Raw genomic sequence first — 21,044 nt, 5'->3', positions numbered from 1 at the left:
CCCTTTTCAGGGCTCGCTAAGCTTTTTTCTCGTCCTTAAGAAGAAATATAAGCGGGAAGCTCATAAAAAACAGAACAGCAACCATAAAGAACACCTGATTATAAGCCATCATCGCTCCCTGCCTCATCACAAGGAGTTCTATCATCCTCAGCCCCTTGGTCTCTGCCGCCGCGCCGTCGCTCCCCGCGGAGAAGAACATTCCGCCGAGGCTGTCAAGCCATGATAACGCGGTAAACGAGTATTCGGTTATGTGCTCCGTGAGCGTGCTGTGGTATATGGTTTCGTACCTTGTCACAAATGTTGCGGAAAGGGCGATCCCCACACTGCCGAAGACCTGACGCACAACGTTGTACAGACCGGAGGCATCGGTAATATCCTTCTTTTCCACAGTGGAAAGCGTCACTGTGCTGAGAGCCACGAATATCAGTCCGAAGCCGAGCCCCTGCCACACCTGAGGGAAAAAGATGTCCCAGTAGCCAACATCCAGAGAAAGCCTTGAAAGCTGCCAGAAGCTCACCCCGTTTACCAAAAGTCCCGCGCCTATAAGCGCCCGTGCGCCCACAACAGTGTACAGCCTCCCGACAATGGGCATGAATATTGCCATCGCCACGCTTCGGGGCATGAGGGCAAGCCCCGAGTCAAACGCCGGATACCCGAGAAGCTGCTGCAAAAACATAGGTAAAAGAAAAAGGCTGGCGAACAGACTTATACCCAGAACACCCCCTATCAGAGTGCCGGAGGTGAATGTCCTGTCTTTCAGAAGCCGCAGGTTCACCGCAGGCTTGTCCGCACTGAGCTCCCTTATAACAAACAATGTGAGCCCAACCGCTGCGGTGACTGCAAGTGTTGTTATAAAATCAGACTGGAACCAGTCCTTCTGCTGACCTTCCTCAAGCATTATCTGCAGCGCTCCGAGCCCGACCACCATCAGCCCGAGACCGAGGGCGTCCACCTTGCCCTTTGAACGGGAAAGAAACTCCGGATCCTTTATAAACTTCATGGTGAGCAGTATGTTCACAATACCGACCGGAACGTTGATATAGAATATCCACGGCCATGAGTAGTTATCAGTGAGCCAGCCGCCCAATGTCGGTCCCAGAGCCGGACCCATAACGACACCGAGACCGAATATCCCCATGGCGAAGCCCTGCTGCTCCGGCGGATAGTTCTCACGCAGTATCGCCTGCGATATGGGGATCAGTGCGCCGCCCCCTATTCCCTGAAGGCAGCGGAAGAAAATCATCGAGTTGAGATCCCACGCCAGCCCGCAGAGCATGGAGGTAACAGTGAACATTACCACGCTGGCGAGATAGAAGTTCCTACGCCCGAACCTGCTGCTGAGGAAGCCGATTATCGGCATTATTATAACGTTGCAGAGTATATATGAGGTTGAAACCCACGCTATCTCCTCAACTGAGGCTCCGAGATTCCCTCTCATATACGGCAGAGCAACGTTGACTATGCTCGTGTCAAGGGCGCTGAGCACCGCTCCGGTCATTACCGTGATGGTGATCATTGCCTTATTGGGTCTGAATGTGTCTGTCATATTATTTTATGTTTACGCTGGGAACCACGGAAAGACCCACCACAAGCCTGTCCAGACCGGGCTGTTCATCGAGGGTGATCTTAATCGGAACCCTCTGCACAACCTTGACGAAGTTGCCTGAGGCGTTCTCGGGAGGAAGAAGGCTGAACGCCGCTCCCGTTCCGGGCTGGAAGCTGTCCACATGCCCTTTGAACACCGTGCCGGGGAAGGCATCGACCTTGATCTCAACCTCCTGACCCTTTATTATGCGCTTCATCTGGGTTTCTTTGTAGTTCGCCTCAATCCACACATCATCCCCGTCCACCACGGCAAGGACAGCCTGACCGGGCTGAACATATCTGCCGGTTTTGGCGTTGTTCTGACCTATGTAGCCGTCTGCGGGGGCTTTCACCCTTGTTTTTTCAAGATTAAGCTCCGCTTCCTTCACCATCTCGGCAACAGAGGCGGTTTTGTATTTTTTCACGGTTCTGTCAGCCTCGGCTGTGCTGTATGCGGCGTGTGCCATCTCAAGGGAGGCCTCAGCGACTTTAACTGTCGAAAACGCCTCCTGAGCTCCCGAAACCATACTGTCGTATGCGTTTTTGGAAATAAGGCTTTCCTTCTCAAGTTTTCCGTAGCGCTCCGCTTCTCTGCCTGTAAACGAAGCCTCGGTCTGAGCCTTGCCGAGAGCTGCCTGCGCCTGTCTGATATTTTTCTCCGCCTGAGTCACGGCGGAATCAGCCTTAATCTCTTCAGCCAGCGCTGCCTCATAGTCCTGCTTCACACGGCTGAGAACGAGAAGATAGTCATCCTGATCTATCTCAAAGAGAACATCCCCTTTTTTCACCCGCATGTTGTCGCTGACATGCACAGCCTTTATGCGCCCCTTCACCTCAGCAGATACAGGAATTATGGTTCCCTTGATGTATGCGTTGTCAGTGCTCTCATGGTGCATGGCGTACAGAAATTTCGGCATGCCGTAGAAAACCGCCGCCGCGGTTATTATGATAACGGCTCCGTAGAAGCCCGCCTTTCTCAACTTTATCCTGCTGTTCAGATTCTTTTCACGCTGTTCGGTAATTTTATCCGCGTCATTCATTGATGCTCTCCCCTGTTACATTACTTTTCCGTCTGAATAGCGGAAGGCTATTCCGTACCTGCTCAGGTTTTCACCGGAAGCCCTGTAAAGCTTCGCAAGCCCTGTGTTGTAATCATAAAGCGCGTCAAGCTCCCTGATCTTCGCCTCTATCACATCATCCTGAAAGTCCAGTATTCTGAAAGTGTCGCTGAGTCCCTCCTCCATGCGTCTTGTCTCCTGCGCGAGGGACTTCTCAGCCAGCGCCCTGAACCTTCCCGCCACCCCGTGGCGTTCACGGCTGCCTTCTATGAGCACAAAGGCGTTGCGTATCTCGGTCACTGTGTCAGCATCAAGCTTCTTCATTATTATGAGCTCTCTGAGTTTTTCAGAGCCCGCCGCCGCGCTTTCCGCCCTTGCGGCCCGGTTGCCCAGCGGATAGCGGAAGTTCACGCCCGCATACCATGAATAACCGCCGGAATCGGAGGCATAGGGGAGCGAACCTAGGTAGCTTCCGTCAAAGCGGTTTTCCGACGCCTCATGCCCCGAAAGCCCGTTGATGCCTAATGAGCCCTTGAAATCCAGCTCCGGCAGCTCCTGATTTCTCAGGTATTGTATTTTTATGTCGCTGCTCGCCAGCGCCAGCTTCTGTTTAAGCATGTCCGGTCTTTTCTCCCTTGCGTGTTCAAGAAACACCGCGGAAACAGGCAGTCCGTCATCCATGCCTCTAAGAGCAGGGATCTCCGCCCCGTTCGCAAGGTCTGCGTTTATGATGTTTTCAAGAATGTTCTTGGTGCGCCTCACTTCCTGCCTTGCTGCGATTATCTGCTCATCCCTTGAAGCAAGCGCCGTTTCAGCCTCCTGAACCTCTGTCACGGGGATAACGCCGGATTCCAGCTTCTTCCTGTTCGCCTCAAGAAGCTTCGCCGCCAGCCTGCCGGATTCCTCTCTGTATGCCAGAACGCCGAGGGCGCGCTGATAAGCGTAGTAAGCGGTTTCAGCGGAATAGGCAGTGTCGAGGGCGGAGGCGAAGTAATCCAGCCCGTAAGCAGCGGATGTGTTCTCCGCCGTCCTTATGCCTGCCGTGCCCGTATCACGTCCGTAGTTTTTCAGAAGAGGAAAGGAGAGGCGAAACTCCACACCTGTTCTGTAGGCGGGATTCAGCTCTTCTCTCTCATCATTGTTTCTGAGGCGTGCCGAATCAGCGCTTACTTCAGCGGTGAAACCGGCTTCATGCTTCTTGGTTATACTGATTCCGCCTGTGAAATCTCTCTTTGTGCGGAAATCCGTATCGTATACCGAGTATGAGTTCGGATCTTTATAATCCTCCACGCCCGCTGAAGCTGAAACATAGGGGTCAAACTCAGCCCTGTATGTCTGCACGGTTTCCTTTGCGGCATCGGCGCTTAAGCCCGCCGCCTTTATTCCAAGACCGTTTTCAAGCCCCGCCTTTATGGCATCCGTCAGGCTGAAGGTCTCCGCGTTAGCTCCGATGCCGAATGCCAGCACACACGCTGCCGTCAGTATTATTCTTCGCAACTTTATTCCTCCCTGTTCCTCAAAGCGGAGAGACAGAACTCCGCCGCTCCCTTGAAATCATACGCAGTGTCAACCATGCTCAGGTACTTCATCCTTGTCATCCCCGTGAGAAGCGCCTTGAGCGTGAGGGCGGACGTTTCCGGCTCAAGCTCATTTGATATGCTGCCGTCAGCCTGTCCGCGCCTGATTGCGTCCGCTATGATGCTTATGGATTTTTTGCTGTTGTCAGTCATTTTTTTGTACCAGCCGCAGGTCTTTTCGCAGAGGAAGGAGGGCATGTCCCTGTGCATTACAGTGAACTCCGACCTGTATTTATCCGCAAAGACCGAATGGAAGAAGAGCATTGATTCCACACCCTTCAGCCCGTTTTCAGCGAATGCGGAAACACTTTTCAGCCCTGTCATGTATTCGTCTATCAGGCTCTCATACATGGCGGAAAGCAGACCTTCCTTACTCTTGAAATGATAAAACACAGTGCCGTGCGCCACTCCCGCAGCTTCCGCCACCTCGCACGTGCTGGTATCGTTAAACCCTTTTTCGGCAAAAAGCTTTGCCGCTGATTTGAGTATCTTCGCTTTTTTTGTCACCAGTCCTCCTGACTGAGTACTCAGTCAAATATGAGAAAAAAATATTACTCCTCTTTTCTATAAACGCAACTGCTTTAATTTTTCTTTACAAACCGAAACGAACTTTTTTCTGAGGATTGGTCTTTACAACAGAAGCATAAAACGGATAAATTAAGCCTTTGAGACATTATTAAAGGATGAGGAAGATGAAAATAATATTCATGGGAACGCCGGAAACAGCCGTGCCTACCCTTAAAGCTATAGTTGAGAAAGGGCATGAAGTGCTCCTCGTGGTAACTCAGCCCGATAAGCCCAAGGGCAGAAGCTCCGCCCCTATGCCCACACCTGTCAAGGAATACGCACTGAGCGCAGGCTTAAGAGTAACCCAGCCGGAAAAGCTCAAAAATAACGAAGAGTTCATGAGCCTGCTGGAAAGCCTTGAGGCTGATTTCCTCGTGGTCGTGGCATACGGCAGAATACTCTCCGAGCGTGTCCTGAAATCACCGAAAAAGGCGCCGATCAACGTCCACTTCTCTCTCCTGCCCAAATACAGGGGCGCTGCACCCGTTAACTGGGCTATAGTAAACGGGGAAGCGGATACAGGCGTAACCACAATGCTCATGGATGTTGGGCTCGACACGGGTGATATGCTGATGAAGGCGGTTACCCCGATTAAGCGCAAAACCACTGAGGATCTTCTGGCGGAACTCGCCGTAACAGGCGCTGAACTGCTTATCGAAACCATAGATACGTTTGACACGATCACGCCTGAAAAGCAGAACGATGCCGAACACACCTACGCGCCGATGATTAAAAAAGAGGACGGGCTCATAGACTGGAGCAAAAGCGCGGAAGAGATAGAGAGAATGATTCGGGGCTTTCAGCCTTGGCCTGTGGCTTACTCCATGCTGGACGGACAGATGTTTAAGCTCTTCGCCGCGGATATTGCCGAAAACTGCGATAAGCCGGCGGGCACAATATTTGACATAACCAAGAAGAGCTTCTCCGTTGCCTGCGGCAGGGACGCCCTTATCGTGAAAGAGCTTCAGGCGGAAGGGAAAAAGCGTATGCCCGCAGCCAGCTTCCTCAGCGGGTTTAAGCTGGAAGAAGGAAAAGCGTTTGGCTGATTCCTCCCGAGTTCTGAAGCTGACAAGACTTTTTTTGATAAAAGCCGTCTTCCCTCTGGTTCTCGCTGCGGGAAGGCTGCTCAAAACGGACAGAGATACGATTTCTGCGAGACTGATCGAACTGAACAACCGCATTGTAATGCGTATTGTGAAGGCAAGGAAGCCGGAACGGGCTATAATTCTCCTGCCTCACTGTCTCCAGAACGAAAACTGTGAACTGAAAATAACCTCCGGTATCTATAAATGTGAGCGGTGTGGCAGGTGCGACATAGAAAAGCTTGCATCCGCCGGAGAAAGATATAATTTATCAATAAACATAGCCACAGGCGGCTCGTCCGCTTTAAGGCTTATTGAGGAAGCTAAACCTCAGATTATTGCAGCCGTTGCCTGTGAGCGGGATTTGATAAGCGGCATCAGAGATATATACCCCATACCGGTAATAGGAATATGCAACCGCCGCCCTGACGGTCCCTGCCGCAATACCCGTGTGGACGCCGGCGATGTTGAGGATGTGTTAAGGCAGCTCGGCGGGATGTGAGACCGCATAAAGCGGCAATTCGCACAAACGCAAAGCCTCCTCTATTCCCTTACGGGAGAGGAAATTAAAATGTATATAATAAAAATCGAGGTAATAAAAAAATGAGCAATTCAATGAAAACGGCATTCTTCATGACGCTTCTCACTGTGCTTTTCATGTTTGTGGGAGGTCTCATAGGCGGAAGAGGCGGAATGATGTTCGCCTTTATCTTTGCGGTAGGAATGAACTTCTTCTCCTACTGGTTCAGCGACAAGATAGTGCTGAAGATGTACAAGGCTGTTGAAGTGGACGAAACGGAAGCCCCCGGCATCCACCGCATAGTGCGCGGTCTCACCGCTAAAGGAGGCATACCCATGCCCAAGGTTTACGTTATCCACAATCCGGCTCCCAACGCTTTCGCCACGGGAAGAAACCCCGAAAACGCCGCAGTGGCTGTGACAACAGGTATTGTTGACCTGCTCAGTGATGATGAGCTTGAAGGCGTTCTTGCCCACGAGCTGGCGCATATCTACGGACGTGACATACTTATCGGCACGATAGCGGCAACTTTTGCGGGCGCTATAATGATGATAGCCAATACTGCTAAGTGGGCTATGATCTTCGGCGGTTCAAGAAACAGTGACGGTGAAAACAGCAACCCTGTTGCGGCGATCGCGGCGATGATAATAGCACCTATAGCCGCGATGATGATACAGATGGCTATCTCCAGATCAAGGGAGTACATAGCCGATGCCCGCGGCGCGAAGCTCTGCGGAAAACCGAAAGCGCTGGCAAACGCACTGCGCAAAATATCCGGCGGAGTGGCAGCCGCCCCCATGGACGACGCTCAGCCCGCCACGGCGCACATGTTCATTATGAACCCGTTCTCCGGGCGTCAGGCAATGAATCTTTTCTCCACACACCCCCCTGTGGAGGAGCGCATAGCCAGATTAGAGGCAATGCAGGGGTAACAGCTCCACGGATGGAGATGCGCCGTGCGCAGCGAAGGTTTGCTCTGCAAACCGCGAGCGTGTATGCCGAATTTTCAGGATGACAAATGCGGCATCATCAAATCAGAAGCAATGCAGGGATAGTTAAAAAAACAAAAGCAGTTTTTTGGGAAGAGTATGAGAAACCCTTTTTTTTCGTTAAAAAAGGGTTTCTCAAGTTTAAATAATTTATTACCCTGTCTTAAAATTTGAAATCAAACAGCAAGGAAAACACATGTCCGATAAGATGCGGGGCAGGCTTAACAGTCTGCTGACAGATTATTATTCAAAGAAGTACAGGGAAGACTATTTTCAGGATGCGGTTATGCGCAGATTTTACCGCAAGCTGTATTTCGAGATATTCCGCAATCTGGGGACTATAGAGAAGGCGATCGGGCGGTTCACTGAGTTCCGCCCCGCGCCGGAGCAGATGGCGGCGCTTGTGATGGGCACGGCTCAGCTTCTGTACATGAACGATGTACCCGACTATGCTGCGGTGAACGAATCCGTGAACCTTGTTGGCAAAAATAAAAGAGGCTTCATAAACGCAATCCTCCGCAAGATAATAGCAAACAGAGACGAGATACTGTCCGCCTCCGTTGAGCGGGACAATTTCCCCGGCTGGCTTGCGGAGAGATGGCGCAGGCGCTACGGAAATATCGCCGCGGAAAAAATTATGGCGGCGTACAATCAGGCTCCGCCGCTTTACGCCCTGAACACGGACGACCTTTCTGTTGCCGAGGTTGAGGAATATGACGAGGAAGCGGAAAACCTTTATTATATGGACAAGGCTTCCGCAATGGTTCCCACACTGGCAGGGAAGACAGACCCCGCAGCCGTTCTGGACTGCTGCGCTGCTCCGGGCGGTAAAACGCTTATTTTAGGCAAAAGGTATCCTGAGGCGATGATTTTCGCCGTTGAGATAAGCCCGCAAAGATTTGAAGTGCTTGAAAAAACCGTGGAGCGCTTCGGGCTTGAAAACGTTCAGCCTGTCAATAACGATATAATGAAGCTGGAAGGGGATGAGGCGTTCGATCTTATACTCCTTGACGCCCCCTGCACAGCCATAGGCACCATGCGCAAGCACCCCGAAATCCGCTGGATACGCACAGAGAGACAGATAAGGGAAAAGGCGTCGGTTCAGAGAAAGATGCTGATAAAAACAGGTGCTCTTCTGGCGAAGAAGGGTAGGCTGATATACAGCGTGTGCACCACCGAGCCGGAGGAAACCACTGATATAGTTAACGCCTTCCTGACGGAAAACCCAAACTTCAGAGCGGTTAAGCCGGCCTGTCCGGAGGAGTTCATCAGGGGAGACTACTTCGTATCTGACCCTTCCAAGTCAAACTGCGACGGCTTCTTCGCCGCCGTGATGGAGAAAATGAAGTAAAACTGTCCGCTCTGTTTTCCCGAATCACCTTCCTTTTAAGGCTTTCGGGCTAAGAGCAGCGTTTAGGAACTATGCTCACTTTCTCACAACCCTCGCAAAAAACTCCGAAAGGAAAAACGCCGCCGAAGCAACCATAATTATCGCCGCGCCGGAGGTGAGATTAAACGTATAGGACAGCCACAGCCCCGTAACGGTGAACGCTAGGTTCAGCCCCACTGAAGAGAGCATCATCAGCCGGAGGTCCTTCACATAACGCTCCGCAATGTACGGCGGAATGCTTATCATCGCTATAACCAGAATAAGCCCGACAACACGTATTACCAGCACCACGGTGAGCGCAACCATCACTATAAGCAGGTAATACAGCGGCTTCACCGGAACGCCTATGGAGATTGCGAAATCCTCGTCGAAGCTCATAGCCTGAAGATCCCTGAAAAAGAAGACGATAAACACCACCACCGCCAGATCCAGAACAGCCATCAGCATAATATCCGACTGCGGCACTGCCAGTATGCTTCCGAAAAGGTAGCTCATAAGGTCGACATTGTAGCCCGGGGTAAGATCAGTAAGAATGATCCCGATCGCCATGCCCAGTGACCAGACAACGCCTATAACAGTATCCGCACGCTTTTTATTGTTCATGGAGATAAACGCGACAAGCAGCCCCACCGCAACGGAAAACCCCAAAGCGCCCAAAAGGGGCGAAATGCCAAGAAAAAAGGCTATGCCTATACCGCCGTAAGCGGCGTGAGCTATACCGCCCGATATAAAAACAATACGGTTCACCACAACCAGCGTACCTATAACGCCGCAGGCAACGCAGGCAAATAACCCCGCCAAGAGAGCGTTCTGCATGAACCCGAAGGAGAGAGCGTCAAGCATGAATGTGTCCTCCGTGTAAGCCTTGCGGAATGCCGAGAGAATCGCATTCATCGCAACCTGTGCCGCCGTAAGCCATGCGGAGCATCTCTGGGGTTATTTCGGGCAATCCGTGAAAATGAAGCTTATTGTTTATACACGCAACACTGGTTGCGTATCTGGGGATTATGCTCAAGTCATGGCTTACCACCACGATCGTCATTGTTTTGTTAAGCTCCCTGAGCCTGTCGAAGAGATCTTTCTGCCCCTTGGTGTCAACGCTTGAGGTGGGTTCGTCCAGAAAGAGCATTCTGGGCTCCATGGCAAGGGCACGGGCTATATAAACCCTCTGCTTCTGTCCGCCGGAGAGGGTGTCAACCGTGGAATCAGCCAGATGCGCAACCTCCAGATATTCCATAACTGAGCGCACCTTATCCGTATCCGCCTGAGCAGCGCTGGCGAAACGCCCTTTAAGCCTCATTCTTCCCATCATAGCAACCTGAAAGGCGGTTATGGGAAAGCCTCTGGCGGATGTGACATCCTGCGGAACATAGCCTATGAGCCCTGCGGCTTCGGGGATTGTTTTCCCGAATACCCGCACTGCGCCTCTGTCCTGACGGAGAATGCCGAGGATGATTTTGAGCAGCGTGGACTTACCCCCGCCGTTGGGACCTATGACAGCCAGAAACTCTCTCTCCGGAAGAGTGAGACTGACATCGGTGAGAATCGGGTTCTCACCGTAGGAGAACCCCAAATCAGTTATTTCTATTGCGTTCATTTATTTTTTCAGCACCTTTGCCATAACTTCGGAAACATATATAAGGTTGCTGCTCCATTCGTATGCAAGAGGATCTATCTCAGCCACTTCCCCGCCGATTGAAGACGCTATGGATTGTGCGCTTTTTTTGGAGAACTGCGGCTGCACGAAAACAACCTTTATTCCGCGGGCTTTAGCATAGCCTATGAGCCTCTTGAGCTGAGCGGGCTTGGGCTCCTTGCCTTCTACCTCGACAGCCACCTGACGGAGGCTGTATTCACGGGCGAAATATCCCCATGACGGATGAAAAACCATGAAAGGCGCATCCTTCGGAACATTTTTCAGGTTTGCGCGTATTTTGGCGTCCGTGCCGTCTATCTCCCTGAGAAGAGCGGCAAGATTTTTATCATAAACGCTTTTGCCCGCAGGATCTATCTCGGAGAAGGTTCCGGCAATAAGCTTTGCCATTATTTTCATGTTCATGGGAGAAAGCCATATATGCGGGTCAAGCCCGCTGTGGTCATGGTGGTGCTCGTCCTCACCTTGCTCGTGGTCATGCCCGTGTTCTTCGCCGTGCTCGTGGTCATGCTCTTCTTCGTGCCCGTCCTCATCCTCAATTATTTCACCCGGAACGGGGAATCTTGGGATTGGATCCGCGCAGTCCACATGTCTTATATTTTTATTGGCTGATAGAAGCTTCTCAAGCCATACATCCTCGAAGGAGAGATCAATGGAAAAATATACCTGAGCCTTTGAAATGAAGACCATCTGCTGCGGCTTCGGTTCGTAGTTGTGCGGGTTTGAGCCTTTGCCCACCACCGCCATTGTTTCAAAACGCCCGCCGCTTATCTTATCCGCAAGGTATTTCTGAGGAATGATGCTCACTGCCGCCTTTAAGTCCGCGGCGTACGCCGATGCCGACAAAATCATAAAAAGTCCGGTAATCACTGCAATGATGCGCATTTTTCACATACTCCTTTAATGTCCAGCGAAACGGAAGAGATACGGAAGCCTTTCCCTACACGTCCGAGAATCAGCCCCTCTTCAAATGTAAGCGGCTCAAGACAGTAGACCTGTCCGCATTCACAGCAGTGAAAATGCGGATGCACAGGATTGTGCTCGCACGCTTTTTCATAGAAGGATGTGCCCGAATCGCCGGTAATTTCCCTGATTAGCCCCTTCTCAAGGAGAAGGGAAATCACACGGTACACCGTCACGAGATCAACATTCCCTTTCTCTGTCGCCAGCTCATGCAAATCTTTTGCACTTACAGGGCGCTCCGAAGCGAGAATCAGAGAAAGGATAAGCTCCCGTCTTTCAGTAATTTTAAGTTTTTTTGACCTGAGAAGGTCAGACGCAACACATACTGACATGATCAAACCATATGACTTTTGCAAATGATTTGCAAGCTTGATTTAGTATAATAAAAAATGAGAGATTGCTTCACCCTTTCAAAGTTCGCAATGGCAGTAATTTATGTCACCGCCGGAAGCGCAGCGGTGAAGCAGTGTTTAAATATAGCGAAGATTTGTCTGACAAACCGCAAGCATATACATGAAGCTGACGGAATGTACTGTTTAGTGTTATTAAATCATCCCCTTGATTATCCCGATCCCCGCATAGCCGTAATATCCCTTGTCGTTCAGCAGGGTGAGCGAGCTCACGGTGATGCCCCCCAGAGCATAGACCTTTTTCCCCGTATCCGTCACGTCCAAAGCGCCTATGGGGTTCACCTCATACGGCTTATCTGTCATAAATATCGGGCTCAGCGTGAAGAAATCCGCCTGAATTTGCTCAATCTCCTCAAGAGAGTGGGCAGAATAGCCCGTTACCAGCTCCGGAAAAACCTCCTCAACCGTTTCCGGCGAGAGGGAGCGCTCATTAAGCTGAACTCCGTCAAAGCCTGCCGCAACTGCTATATCCGGTCTTTCGGACAGAATAAGAAAAGCGTGCGGCAGGAGCCTGCGCATCTTCTCCGCCTTTCGGAACGTCTCCGCGGCGGTGAGAGCCTTCGCGCGGAACCATATCATCTCCGCCCTGTCCGCCACACGTTCGGCGACTTTCAGATAATCGTCCCCGAAGGTTTCATAGTCTATAACTGCCAAAAATTTCAGCACTTTACATATACCTCTCAAAAACCCTGTTGTATGCGGCACGTACGCTTTTGCGCACCCACGCGTACTTTTCGCTTAAGCACTCTGCGGGGTTCTTCTCAAAACAGAAAAACATACCCGCCTTTCCCAGAACCTCCTCATTGGCGGGAAGCCTTGAGGTGGATGTATTTTCATAAATCCTCAGAACATTTTCCAGTGTCCTGTAGAAATGGTAACTGTCATGCAGGGCATAATAGTCTCTGTCTTTTATAAATCCTTTGTCCTTCAGATGAACCATCACATCATGAGTGTTGGGGTTGCGGACGCTTTCATCCTCATGCCCCGTCAGAAGCTGGAGCATCTGCACTGTGAACTCAATGTCCAGCATGCCGCCGTAGCCAGCCTTGATGTCGTTTTTCTCGGGGGGAGAGCCTTTCTCCATCTCGATTCGGGCGCGCATCTCTTTTATCTCTTTTATTCCTTCTTTCGCCAAAGGGGAACTGAAAAGACACTGAATCTTAATTTCATTAAACCTGTCATTCAGGGTTGAGTCGGTATTCACCACGCTGGAGCGTCCCAGCGCCTGCTTTTCCCACGTCATTGCCTCTTTGAGCTGATACTCCCTGAAGGCTGGCAGACTTGTCACAAGTGTTCCGCTGGAACCGCTGGGGCGGAGTCTGGTGTCTATTTTATAGAGTATGCCGTTCGTGGTGTATGAGCTGAGGAAGGAGATAGTCCTTTGAAGAACCTTAGTAAAAAATTCCATATTTGTGACGGAGTTTTTGCCGTCTGTCCTGCCGTTTTCCTCATATAGAAAAATGATGTCAAGGTCTGAACCGAAGCTCATCTCATAGCTGCCCAGCTTGCCCATACCCACCACGAGGAAATCGCATATTCTGCCGTCCGCAGTCAGCGGTTTGCCGTATCTCTCCGTAACCTGTTCGTAAACAGTGTCCACGGCGAACTGTATCGTACCTTTAGCCAGCTCCGTAAGCGCCTTCATGGTGCGGATAACATTCAGAGTGCCGTTAAGGAAGGCATAACCGGCGTTGAATATATATGCCTTGTGCCGCTGACGGGCTATCTCCATTATGTATTCCGTGTCACCGGTGTATTTTCTTGTGCGCTCATGATAGTCAAGGCGGATGAAGCCGCTTTTGAACTCAGGGTCCTTCGGATCGTAAATATAATCAAGCAGGGTGCGGTCGCTTATTATCTGGTCGGACATGTAGCGGCTGAACGAGAAAATATTCTCCAGCTTGTCCAGAATGGCGGGCGCCCCGGTGATTATATCCTGAAGCAGGTAAACCGTGGTCGGGTGGGAGAGAAGCTTCTCGAAGTTAAGGAGAGTGCCCGCAGGGTCTGTTCTCTCGGGGAGATGTTCAAGGACACGGGTGAGCACCATTTCAATTATGCGGATCTCCTCCGGTGTACGGATAGTGTTTTTGCGCCCGTGGAGAATCTCTTTTATTATGGAGGCGCACCTTACGGCGTCTTTTATGCCCTTGTCCTGAATAATCCTCGCCACCTCCTCCTGATTCAGTTCCTTATCGAATATCAGGGAAGATACATCCGAGCCCTCGTGATCACGGAAAATGCCGGAAAAAACCTTATGCACAAATCTGGTAGCTGCGGAGAATTCTTCATTGAATTTATCGATGCAGTCAAATCCGCAGCGTTCAAGATAAAGAGGGAAGGTTTCGCTGTCCTCGGGAATCACGTGAGTCTGCTTCTCGTTCTCTATCTGCGCCATATGCTCAAGCTTACGCAGAAAACGGTATTCCGATTTCAGTCTTTCCGCCGTTTCTGCCTCAAGCTGACCGAACCGGGCAAGCAGATCTATCCCTTCAAGGGTGGAGGGATGATAAATATCAGGATGCTTGGGGTAATAGAGTATCTGAAAAGCCTGTACCACAAACTCTATCTCTCTTATGCCGCCATAGCCGAGCTTAACATTTCTGTTGCCCCTGATCTCCTCCCTGCGGTCTATCTTCTGTTTTATATTTTTCAGTTCATCCAGCAGTTTATAGTCCAGACTCCGCCGGAAAACAAAAGGTCTCACGGAGCGGAGAAACTCCGCTCCGGTGCGCTTGTCTCCCGCTACAGGTCTCGCCTTGAGAAGCATCATCCGCTCCCAGCCCTGACCGTATGACTCGTAATATATCTCGCAGCTTCGTATGGGCAGCGCTATTGCTCCCCTGTCGCCATCGGGACGTAAACGGAGATCCACACGGAAAACAATACCGTCCTCGGTTCTTGTGCCTATGTAATGAGTTATCTTTTCCGCAACACGGGTAAAGAACACATGGTTCTCAACTGACGGTTTCACGCCGCTGTTGTCCGTTCTGCCGACCTCGGTTCCGTAAACGTACATTATGTCTATATCAGAGCTGAAATTAAGCTCCCAGCCGCCGAGCTTGCCGAGACCGATCACAGTCATGCCCACTCTTGAACCTTCTGCGTCCTGCGGTCTGCCCAGCTCACGGCTGAGCCTGAAATAAGCATATTTATATGCCGCCTCAAGGGAAGCAGAGGCGAAGGAGGATATATGCGCTGTGATATTTTTCACATCCGCCCCGTAAACAAGGTCTTTCAGCGCAATTGCGGTGTACTCGGTCATTTTTGTTGCACGCAGATGTCTCAGCAGCCCGTCTTCATCAAGCTCATGGAAATCAGGCGTGAGAATATCATCCAGAATCGTGTCCACATTCCGCTCTTTTTTCGCCAATTCCAGAGCTTTTGCAGCATATTCAGGATGCTTCTCAAGCCAGTCGGCGATGAATCTGGAGTGTCTGAACACCTTTTCCAGATCATTTCTGTCCGGATGCCGAATCTCCTGAACATTTTTATTAAATATATCCGTCATTTAGCCACCGGAATAACAATATATACGCATGTTTTGTCTATGCCTCTTTCAGCTTCGGCAAAGCCGCCCATATCGGAGGCTATCCTCCGCACCGTCGCAAGCCCGAAATATCCCCTGAACTTCTCAGGCGAAACATTGAAAGGATGGAAGAGATCCTCGATCTCCTTGTCAAACAGCATGTCTCCGCCCTCAACAGAGATCTCAAGGAACTCCGTAAACCCCAGCACCCTGTCTGCAACAGTGAGCGTTACTGCTCCGCTTTTATCCTTTATGGCGGCGAAGGCGTTCATCAGGGCGAAGAATACGCAGGGATGAAGCTTGTCGAAATCGGACTTCATATCCTTCTTCCCTGTATTGTACACTACTTTAACGCGCTTTTTGCCGTGAAAAATCTCCGCGTCGGCAACGGCTTTCTGAACAGCTTTTGAGGATTTCCTTATGTTCTGCCCGTCCTTGCGGAAGTAAAATTCAGCCCTGTCGGTTTTCTCGGCTTCCTCCCTGAGAATTTTGCGGATTACTCCGCAGTTTATCCGCACGCCTTCCACATTGTCCGCACGCTCCATCATCTCCGCCTGAATGCCTATGCTCTGTATCAGCCCGCGCCATTCATGAATGAGAAACCTGCCCACTGTGCGTTTTTCCTCTTTCAGGATCATTCCGCTTAGTTCCTCTTCCCGCTCACGGTTTTTCTTCGCTCTCCAGAAGGCAAATGCGGTGGCACATGCCGTAGCGCACACAAGGAGAGTGAGCATAAACGGTGCGTTTCTTCCGGGCAGCTGTGGCAAAATGTACGCGGCAGCGGCTGTTGAGATAAACAGAACTGCGGATATATAAATAGCATTCATATGATTCACCTTCCTTTAAATGACCACTAAATAACCTCAATCCGTACATCCTGCCGGATTGAGGTACACGCTCACGGTCTGGTTAACCGCTCTTTAGCGAGCTCTGTGCGGTTCCTGCCATGGAACCGGAGGCACTTTTCCGAGCGTAAAATAAGAATCTCCGGCTGTAATTACTGTATAAATAATCCTATGATAATCTTCGTTATTTTTCAACATCGGCAGATTTGAAAATAATTTTTTATTTATTCTTGACAACAAAAGAGCTGGCGTGTATGTTAGCAAACTTGACGCGGGATAGAGCAGCTTGGTAGCTCGTCGGGCTCATAACCCGAAGGTCGTTGGTTCAAATCCGGCTCCCGCTATTTCAAATAGTTTAAAGGCTTGCTTCTATAAAGAGCAAGCCTTTTTCTTTATGTAATAGCGTTAATCCGGACATCCTGTTCGCTGCAACTCCATCCATGGAGTTGTTAAGCTCTGAGGCGTCACTGCGAACCCTGAAAAGGTGAAGCAATCTCTCTCTTGATAATCCAAAATTTACCATCCTTGGAAATTTCGGATACACGCTCGCGCCGTGGTGAACACGGCTTCGCTTCGCACGGCGCAACGTCTTATCTTGATAATCCAAAATTTACCATCCTTGGAAATTTCGGATACACGCTCGCGCCGTGGTGAACACGGCTTCGCTTCGCACGGCGCAACTCCATCCATGGAGTTGTTAAGCTCTAAGGCGTCACTGCGAACCCTGAAAGGGTGAAGCAATCTCTCTCTTGATAATCCAAAATTTACCATCCTTGGAAATTTCGGATACACGCTCGCGACGTGGTGAACACGGCTTCGCTTCGCGCGGCGCAACTCCATAATTCCCGTAACACAAAAATCATTAATCATCACAATAACACGTATTGACTTTTTCATGTCATGATGATAACACATCATACATAATATGTAACACGGAGATTGACATGAAAAAACTTTTTACCGCTCTTCTTTTACTTTGCGCCTCAGCGTCGTTTGCCCACTTTCAGACAATTATCCCCTCCACTGACGTTGTGACGCCAGCTTCCAAAACCGCTTCATTCCGCATGGAATTCACTCACCCCTTTGAACAGGGACCTGTTATGGAGATGGTTAAGCCCAAGGATGTTTCAGTATACTTTGACGGCAAAAAGACCGATCTGACAAAATCCGTCACAAAGACTTCTGTTCAGGGCAAAACAGCTTGGGATTTCAAATATTCCTTCACTAAGCCCGGCGACTATATCTTCACTGTCACTCCCGACTACTATTTCGAGCCAGCTGAGGGCGTATTCATTCAGCACATCACAAAAACCGTTGTCAACGCATTCGGAATGGAGGAAGGCTGGGACACTCCGGCAGGACTCAAGGCAGAGATAGTGCCCCTCACACGTCCTTACGGACTCTGGAAGGGCAACACCTTCACAGGCAAGGTCATCTATAAAGGCAAAGCAGTTCCCAACGCTGAGATTGAGGTTGAATTTTATAACAAAGGCAGTAAGATTAAACACCCCACAGACGCTCACATAACTCAGGTTATTAAGGCTGACGCCAACGGTGTTTTCAGCTATTCAATGCCTTTCGCAGGCTGGTGGGCATTCGCCGCCCTCATTGAGGACGATGTAACGCTCAAACACGAAGGAAAGGATTATCCGGTTGAGCTCGGTGCGGTTTTCTGGGTGAAAACATACGGAGCGGAATAATATGCACATTTCCGAAGGCGTTCTTTCAGCCTCTGTGCTCGGCGCGGGGGCTGCCGCCTCGATTGGATTTCTCGTTTACGGCTTTCGCGAAATGAAGGACGAACTGCTGACGAAAACAGCGCTGATGTCCAGCCTGTTTTTTGTCGGTTCCTTCATACACGTGCCCTTAGGTCCGTCAAGCGTACATCTGCTTCTGAACGGGCTGGTAGGCGCTGTGCTCGGCTTCGCGGCGTTTCCCGCAATATTCATGGCGCTTCTGCTTCAGGGGCTTCTCTTTCAGTTCGGCGGCATAACGACACTGGGAGTAAATACGTTTGACGCTGCGTTTCCCGCTGTATGCGCTTTCTTCATTTTCAGAAAAGCTGCATCGGCTGAAGGTATCCTCAGAACGGTTTTGTTTTTCCTTACGGGCTTCGTGCCCGTGGCTCTTTCAAGCCTTCTGGTCGCATTAATGCTGTTTCTCAGCGGCGGCAAACTCTTTCAGGCGGCTCAGGCGATATTTCTCGCACATGTTCCGGTAATGCTGATTGAGGGCACAGCCACAGTATTCATATTAAGATTCATCATGAAGGTTTACCCTTCTCTCCTTGAGAAATGAGGATAAAATGAAAAAACTTCTTACACTCTTTCTGCTTTTTTCAGCATTTTCAGCCGCTCATGCTCACAGACTCAATGTGCTTGCCGTCTATGAAGGCGGCACCCTGAACATAACATCCTACTTCGGCGACGGAACCTACTGCAAAAGCTGCGCTTATACGGTCACAGGAACAGACGGGCATGTTCTGTTCAAAGGAACCCTCAGTGAAAACGGAGAAGCTGTGCTCAGCGGAGAGCTGCCCTCTTCATTCTTCGTTAATGTTGACGCAGGCATGGGGCACTTCGCCAAGGCGGAGGTAACGGCTGAACCGCTGACGGAAAACAGTGAGACCTCCGAAAAAACAGAAACTCTGCCGACTGTTGATGAAGATGCTTTGCGTTCTATGATCCGTCAGGAGCTGGGCAAGCAGACTGTTGAAATACAGGCAGCGATAGACAAGGGACGCACAAATACAGATAAGATTATCGCGGGGATAGGCTACCTCTTCGGAATCTTCGGTCTTTTCATGCTTTTCAGGAAGAAATGAAGTTCTCTCCCGCTGTCGCCATAGCCGCTGCCGTGGTTTACTCTCTGCTGATCGCGTTCAGGACAGAAATAACAGCGTATGACGCTGTATTCGCCCTGTTTCTGGCTGCCGTGTCTTTCAAATCTGCTTTCCGTCCCTTCCTCCGCCTGCTTAGGCTTAATCTTGTGATACTTTTCATATGTGCCACAGTTCTCATTTTCCATCGTGACACATCATACGCTCTTCTGATTTTTCTCAGGGCAAACCTGATTCTCAGCGCAAATTTGCTCCTTTTCGCTCCCCACGGAGCAATGGGGATTTACTACGGCTTCTGCGGGCTGAAATTTCCCGACAGGTTTACAGTACTTTTATTCTTTGTTATAAAATACATTGAGATTCTCGGCGCTGAGTACAAAAAAATGCGTGACTCTCTGCGGATACGGTGCTTTAATCCGAAAACTAACCTGTTCACTTACAAAACATTCGGGTATCTGGTGGGTATGCTGTTCGTAAAAAGCATGGAAAAGGCAAAATCGCTTCATCACGCAATGATTCTCAGAGGATTTAAAGGAAAGCTTTATCCCTTCAATACTCACTCTCTGACCGCATCCGATGCGGCTCTGGTGTTTGTGCTCCTTATTCAGACAGCGCTTACAATCGGGCAGCTTATATGAGCTGCACACTTTCCCTGAACAGCATCTCATGCCGCACAGCGGACAAGATTCTCTTTGAAAACGTAAGCATCAACCTCACTCATAAAGACAAAATCGCCGTTCTCGGTCCCAATGGGGCAGGCAAAACCACTCTGCTTAAGGCAATTGTCGGTCTCGGCGCTGTATGCGGCGGACATGTTGAGATACATCACAGAAAATTAGTGACGGAAAAAGACTTCACTCAGGCAAGGCGGGAGATCGGCTTCCTTTTTCAGGATCCGGATGATCAGATAATCGCCCCTACAGTGATAGAAGAGGTTGCGTTCGGTCTCCTGAATGACGGCATGAAGCAGCCTGAGGCTGTGGCGAAGGCGGAAGCCATGCTCAGCGAGCTGCATATACGTCATCTCCGTGACCGTGTCACCCTGAACCTCTCAGGCGGGGAAAAGAAGATGGTAGCCCTCGCGTCCGTTCTCGTGATGAAGCCTGAGATACTTTTACTTGATGAGCCGTCCGCCGCTCTGGACAAAAAAAGCGAAGATAAACTCGCTGAAATACTCAGGGACATAGACAAAACAATGCTGATCGTCTCCCATGACCTCAACTTCATCGAAAAAATCGGCGCCCGCAAAATGTTCCTCACAGAAAAGGGGCTTGTTGAAGGGTAATTATTAATGTCCTCTTCTTTCCTCGGGACGCAAACAGTTCCATGGATGGAACTGCGCCGTGCGAAGCGAAGCCGAACCTGTTTCGGCGCGAGCGTGTGCGGAAAAAACACAGGATGTAGTTTTTGGAGCGGCAAGACAGATAATGCGCCGTGCGAAGTGAAGCCGTGTTCACCACGGCGTGAGCGTGTATAAAAATTTCCATGGACGGTAAATTTTTACCGTAAAATAAAAAAGGCGGGAGCATCAGCCCCCGCCTAGGTATAAAGACAACAGTACAGCCGCCTTTTTAATTCTCAAGATTTACTATGTCGTCATACATGCGCTGAACATCGTTCCTATGGCATGCCTCATCGCTTGCCAGCTTGAAGAAAACTTCCCCTGCGGGAGTTCCCTTAAACTTTTCAGACAGTTCTTCATAGTACTTCACTGAGTTATCTTCGTATCTGATGGCTATCAGAAGCACATCCTGAACAGTGAGCTCACCGGTTACGACTTCGGGTTTGACACCTTTGCCTATCCCGAGCCCTTTCCAGCGGCAGCTCACATCCAGCCCGAGGTTATCAAGAGAACCTGTCTCAAGCGCCTGCTCAATGATCTCTTGATGCTTTTTCTTCTGCTCCATAAGATCCTTAATAAGCTCCTTGGTGCTGAGATCACTCACGACCTTAAGCAGTTTGTTATAAAACTCATACGACAGTGCTTTTTTCTCTCTTGCCTCTTCGAGTGCTTTCCTTACAGATGCTTCCATCATTTTA

Annotated in this window: 21 protein-coding genes and 1 tRNA gene; 10 read left to right on the top strand and 12 right to left on the bottom strand. The window is 50.2% G+C overall.

Features of this window, described 5'->3' with window-relative positions:
- Positions 1–16 precede the first annotated feature (16 nt).
- Genes EP073_RS01945 through EP073_RS01930 form a run of 4 tightly spaced genes read right to left on the bottom strand, consistent with a single transcriptional unit; the run spans position 17 to position 4,726 of the window.
- Entirely contained in the window at positions 17–1,546 is a 1,530-nt protein-coding gene (locus tag EP073_RS01945; RefSeq protein WP_128465487.1) for a DHA2 family efflux MFS transporter permease subunit, read from the bottom strand.
- Position 1,547: 1 nt separating this feature from the next.
- On the bottom strand, positions 1,548–2,624 hold the full coding sequence (locus EP073_RS01940; RefSeq protein WP_128465486.1) for an HlyD family secretion protein: 1,077 nt from the start codon (positions 2,622–2,624) through the stop codon (positions 1,548–1,550).
- Positions 2,625–2,639: 15 nt separating this feature from the next.
- Positions 2,640–4,139, bottom strand: coding sequence for a TolC family protein (locus tag EP073_RS01935; RefSeq protein ID WP_128465485.1), 1,500 nt, complete (start codon positions 4,137–4,139; stop codon positions 2,640–2,642).
- A gap of 2 nt (positions 4,140–4,141) precedes the next feature.
- Complete coding sequence (locus EP073_RS01930) at positions 4,142–4,726, bottom strand: TetR/AcrR family transcriptional regulator (protein ID WP_164885242.1); 585 nt, start codon at positions 4,724–4,726, stop codon at positions 4,142–4,144.
- A 185-nt stretch (positions 4,727–4,911) separates the two neighbouring features.
- Here EP073_RS01930 and fmt point away from each other — a divergent pair, with 185 nt between their 5' ends.
- From fmt to EP073_RS01910, 4 genes are all read left to right on the top strand, one after another.
- Positions 4,912–5,832: a methionyl-tRNA formyltransferase gene (fmt, locus tag EP073_RS01925; protein WP_128465483.1), complete on the top strand. Its 921-nt coding sequence runs from the start codon at positions 4,912–4,914 to the stop codon at positions 5,830–5,832.
- Positions 5,825–6,370, top strand: a complete 546-nt coding sequence (locus tag EP073_RS01920) for a DUF116 domain-containing protein (protein ID WP_128465482.1) — start codon at positions 5,825–5,827, stop codon at positions 6,368–6,370. Before fmt ends, EP073_RS01920 begins: the two co-directional genes overlap by 8 nt.
- Positions 6,371–6,483: 113 nt before the next feature.
- Positions 6,484–7,320 (top strand): zinc metalloprotease HtpX, encoded by an 837-nt coding sequence (gene htpX, locus EP073_RS01915; RefSeq protein ID WP_241654031.1) that lies wholly within the window; start codon positions 6,484–6,486, stop codon positions 7,318–7,320.
- A gap of 253 nt (positions 7,321–7,573) precedes the next feature.
- Positions 7,574–8,728: an RsmB/NOP family class I SAM-dependent RNA methyltransferase gene (locus EP073_RS01910; RefSeq protein ID WP_128465480.1), complete on the top strand. Its 1,155-nt coding sequence runs from the start codon at positions 7,574–7,576 to the stop codon at positions 8,726–8,728.
- Between the two features lie 75 nt (positions 8,729–8,803).
- On the opposite strand, the gene EP073_RS01905 is transcribed toward EP073_RS01910, so the two are convergent.
- The 7 genes from EP073_RS01905 to EP073_RS01875 all read right to left on the bottom strand — a co-directional run bounded on the left by EP073_RS01905 (position 8,804) and on the right by EP073_RS01875 (position 16,147).
- Positions 8,804–9,661 carry a metal ABC transporter permease gene (locus tag EP073_RS01905; protein ID WP_241654030.1) on the bottom strand — a complete coding sequence of 286 codons (858 nt, stop codon included), beginning with the start codon at positions 9,659–9,661 and terminating at the stop codon, positions 8,804–8,806.
- Positions 9,603–10,364 (bottom strand): metal ABC transporter ATP-binding protein, encoded by a 762-nt coding sequence (locus EP073_RS01900; RefSeq protein WP_128465479.1) that lies wholly within the window; start codon positions 10,362–10,364, stop codon positions 9,603–9,605. Before EP073_RS01900 ends, EP073_RS01905 begins: the two co-directional genes overlap by 59 nt.
- A complete protein-coding gene (locus EP073_RS01895) occupies positions 10,365–11,306 on the bottom strand; it encodes a metal ABC transporter solute-binding protein, Zn/Mn family (protein ID WP_128465478.1) in 942 nt (313 codons plus the stop codon). It lies immediately after the preceding gene.
- A complete protein-coding gene (locus EP073_RS01890; RefSeq protein WP_128465477.1) occupies positions 11,288–11,716 on the bottom strand; it encodes a Fur family transcriptional regulator in 429 nt (142 codons plus the stop codon). The genes EP073_RS01895 and EP073_RS01890 overlap by 19 nt, the downstream gene beginning before the upstream one ends.
- 213 nt (positions 11,717–11,929) lie before the next feature.
- A complete protein-coding gene (locus tag EP073_RS01885) occupies positions 11,930–12,460 on the bottom strand; it encodes a thiamine phosphate synthase (protein WP_164885241.1) in 531 nt (176 codons plus the stop codon).
- A 1-nt stretch (position 12,461) separates the two neighbouring features.
- On the bottom strand, positions 12,462–15,302 hold the full coding sequence (glnE, locus tag EP073_RS01880) for a bifunctional [glutamate--ammonia ligase]-adenylyl-L-tyrosine phosphorylase/[glutamate--ammonia-ligase] adenylyltransferase (protein WP_128465475.1): 2,841 nt from the start codon (positions 15,300–15,302) through the stop codon (positions 12,462–12,464).
- Positions 15,299–16,147 (bottom strand): ATP-binding protein, encoded by an 849-nt coding sequence (locus EP073_RS01875; protein ID WP_128465474.1) that lies wholly within the window; start codon positions 16,145–16,147, stop codon positions 15,299–15,301. The genes glnE and EP073_RS01875 overlap by 4 nt, the downstream gene beginning before the upstream one ends.
- Positions 16,148–16,435: 288 nt before the next feature.
- On the opposite strand from EP073_RS01875, the gene EP073_RS01870 reads away from it, so the two are divergent.
- The 6 genes from EP073_RS01870 to EP073_RS01845 all read left to right on the top strand — a co-directional run bounded on the left by EP073_RS01870 (position 16,436) and on the right by EP073_RS01845 (position 20,289).
- Positions 16,436–16,509, top strand: a tRNA-Met gene (locus tag EP073_RS01870).
- 600 nt (positions 16,510–17,109) lie between these two features.
- Positions 17,110–17,865 (top strand): DUF4198 domain-containing protein, encoded by a 756-nt coding sequence (locus EP073_RS01865; protein ID WP_128465473.1) that lies wholly within the window; start codon positions 17,110–17,112, stop codon positions 17,863–17,865.
- 1 nt (position 17,866) lies between these two features.
- Positions 17,867–18,463 (top strand): cobalt transporter CbiM, encoded by a 597-nt coding sequence (gene cbiM, locus EP073_RS01860; protein ID WP_128465472.1) that lies wholly within the window; start codon positions 17,867–17,869, stop codon positions 18,461–18,463.
- Between the two features lie 7 nt (positions 18,464–18,470).
- The gene (locus EP073_RS01855) at positions 18,471–18,989 is read left to right on the top strand and encodes a hypothetical protein (protein ID WP_128465471.1); all 519 of its coding nucleotides are present in this window, start codon (positions 18,471–18,473) and stop codon (positions 18,987–18,989) included.
- Positions 18,986–19,642, top strand: a complete 657-nt coding sequence (locus EP073_RS01850; RefSeq protein ID WP_128465470.1) for an energy-coupling factor transporter transmembrane component T family protein — start codon at positions 18,986–18,988, stop codon at positions 19,640–19,642. The genes EP073_RS01855 and EP073_RS01850 overlap by 4 nt, the downstream gene beginning before the upstream one ends.
- Entirely contained in the window at positions 19,639–20,289 is a 651-nt protein-coding gene (locus tag EP073_RS01845; RefSeq protein WP_128465469.1) for an energy-coupling factor ABC transporter ATP-binding protein, read from the top strand. Before EP073_RS01850 ends, EP073_RS01845 begins: the two co-directional genes overlap by 4 nt.
- Positions 20,290–20,575: 286 nt before the next feature.
- Here EP073_RS01845 and EP073_RS01840 read toward each other — a convergent pair whose 3' ends face one another.
- Positions 20,576–21,040, bottom strand: a complete 465-nt coding sequence (locus EP073_RS01840; RefSeq protein WP_128465468.1) for a ferritin family protein — start codon at positions 21,038–21,040, stop codon at positions 20,576–20,578.
- Positions 21,041–21,044: the final 4 nt, after the last annotated feature.

It is taken from the genome of Geovibrio thiophilus (assembly GCF_004087915.1).
GTDB lineage: Bacteria > Chrysiogenota > Deferribacteres > Deferribacterales > Geovibrionaceae > Geovibrio > Geovibrio thiophilus.
Note: the sequence above shows the minus strand (reverse complement) of the source record. Positions and strands in the feature narration are given on the sequence as shown.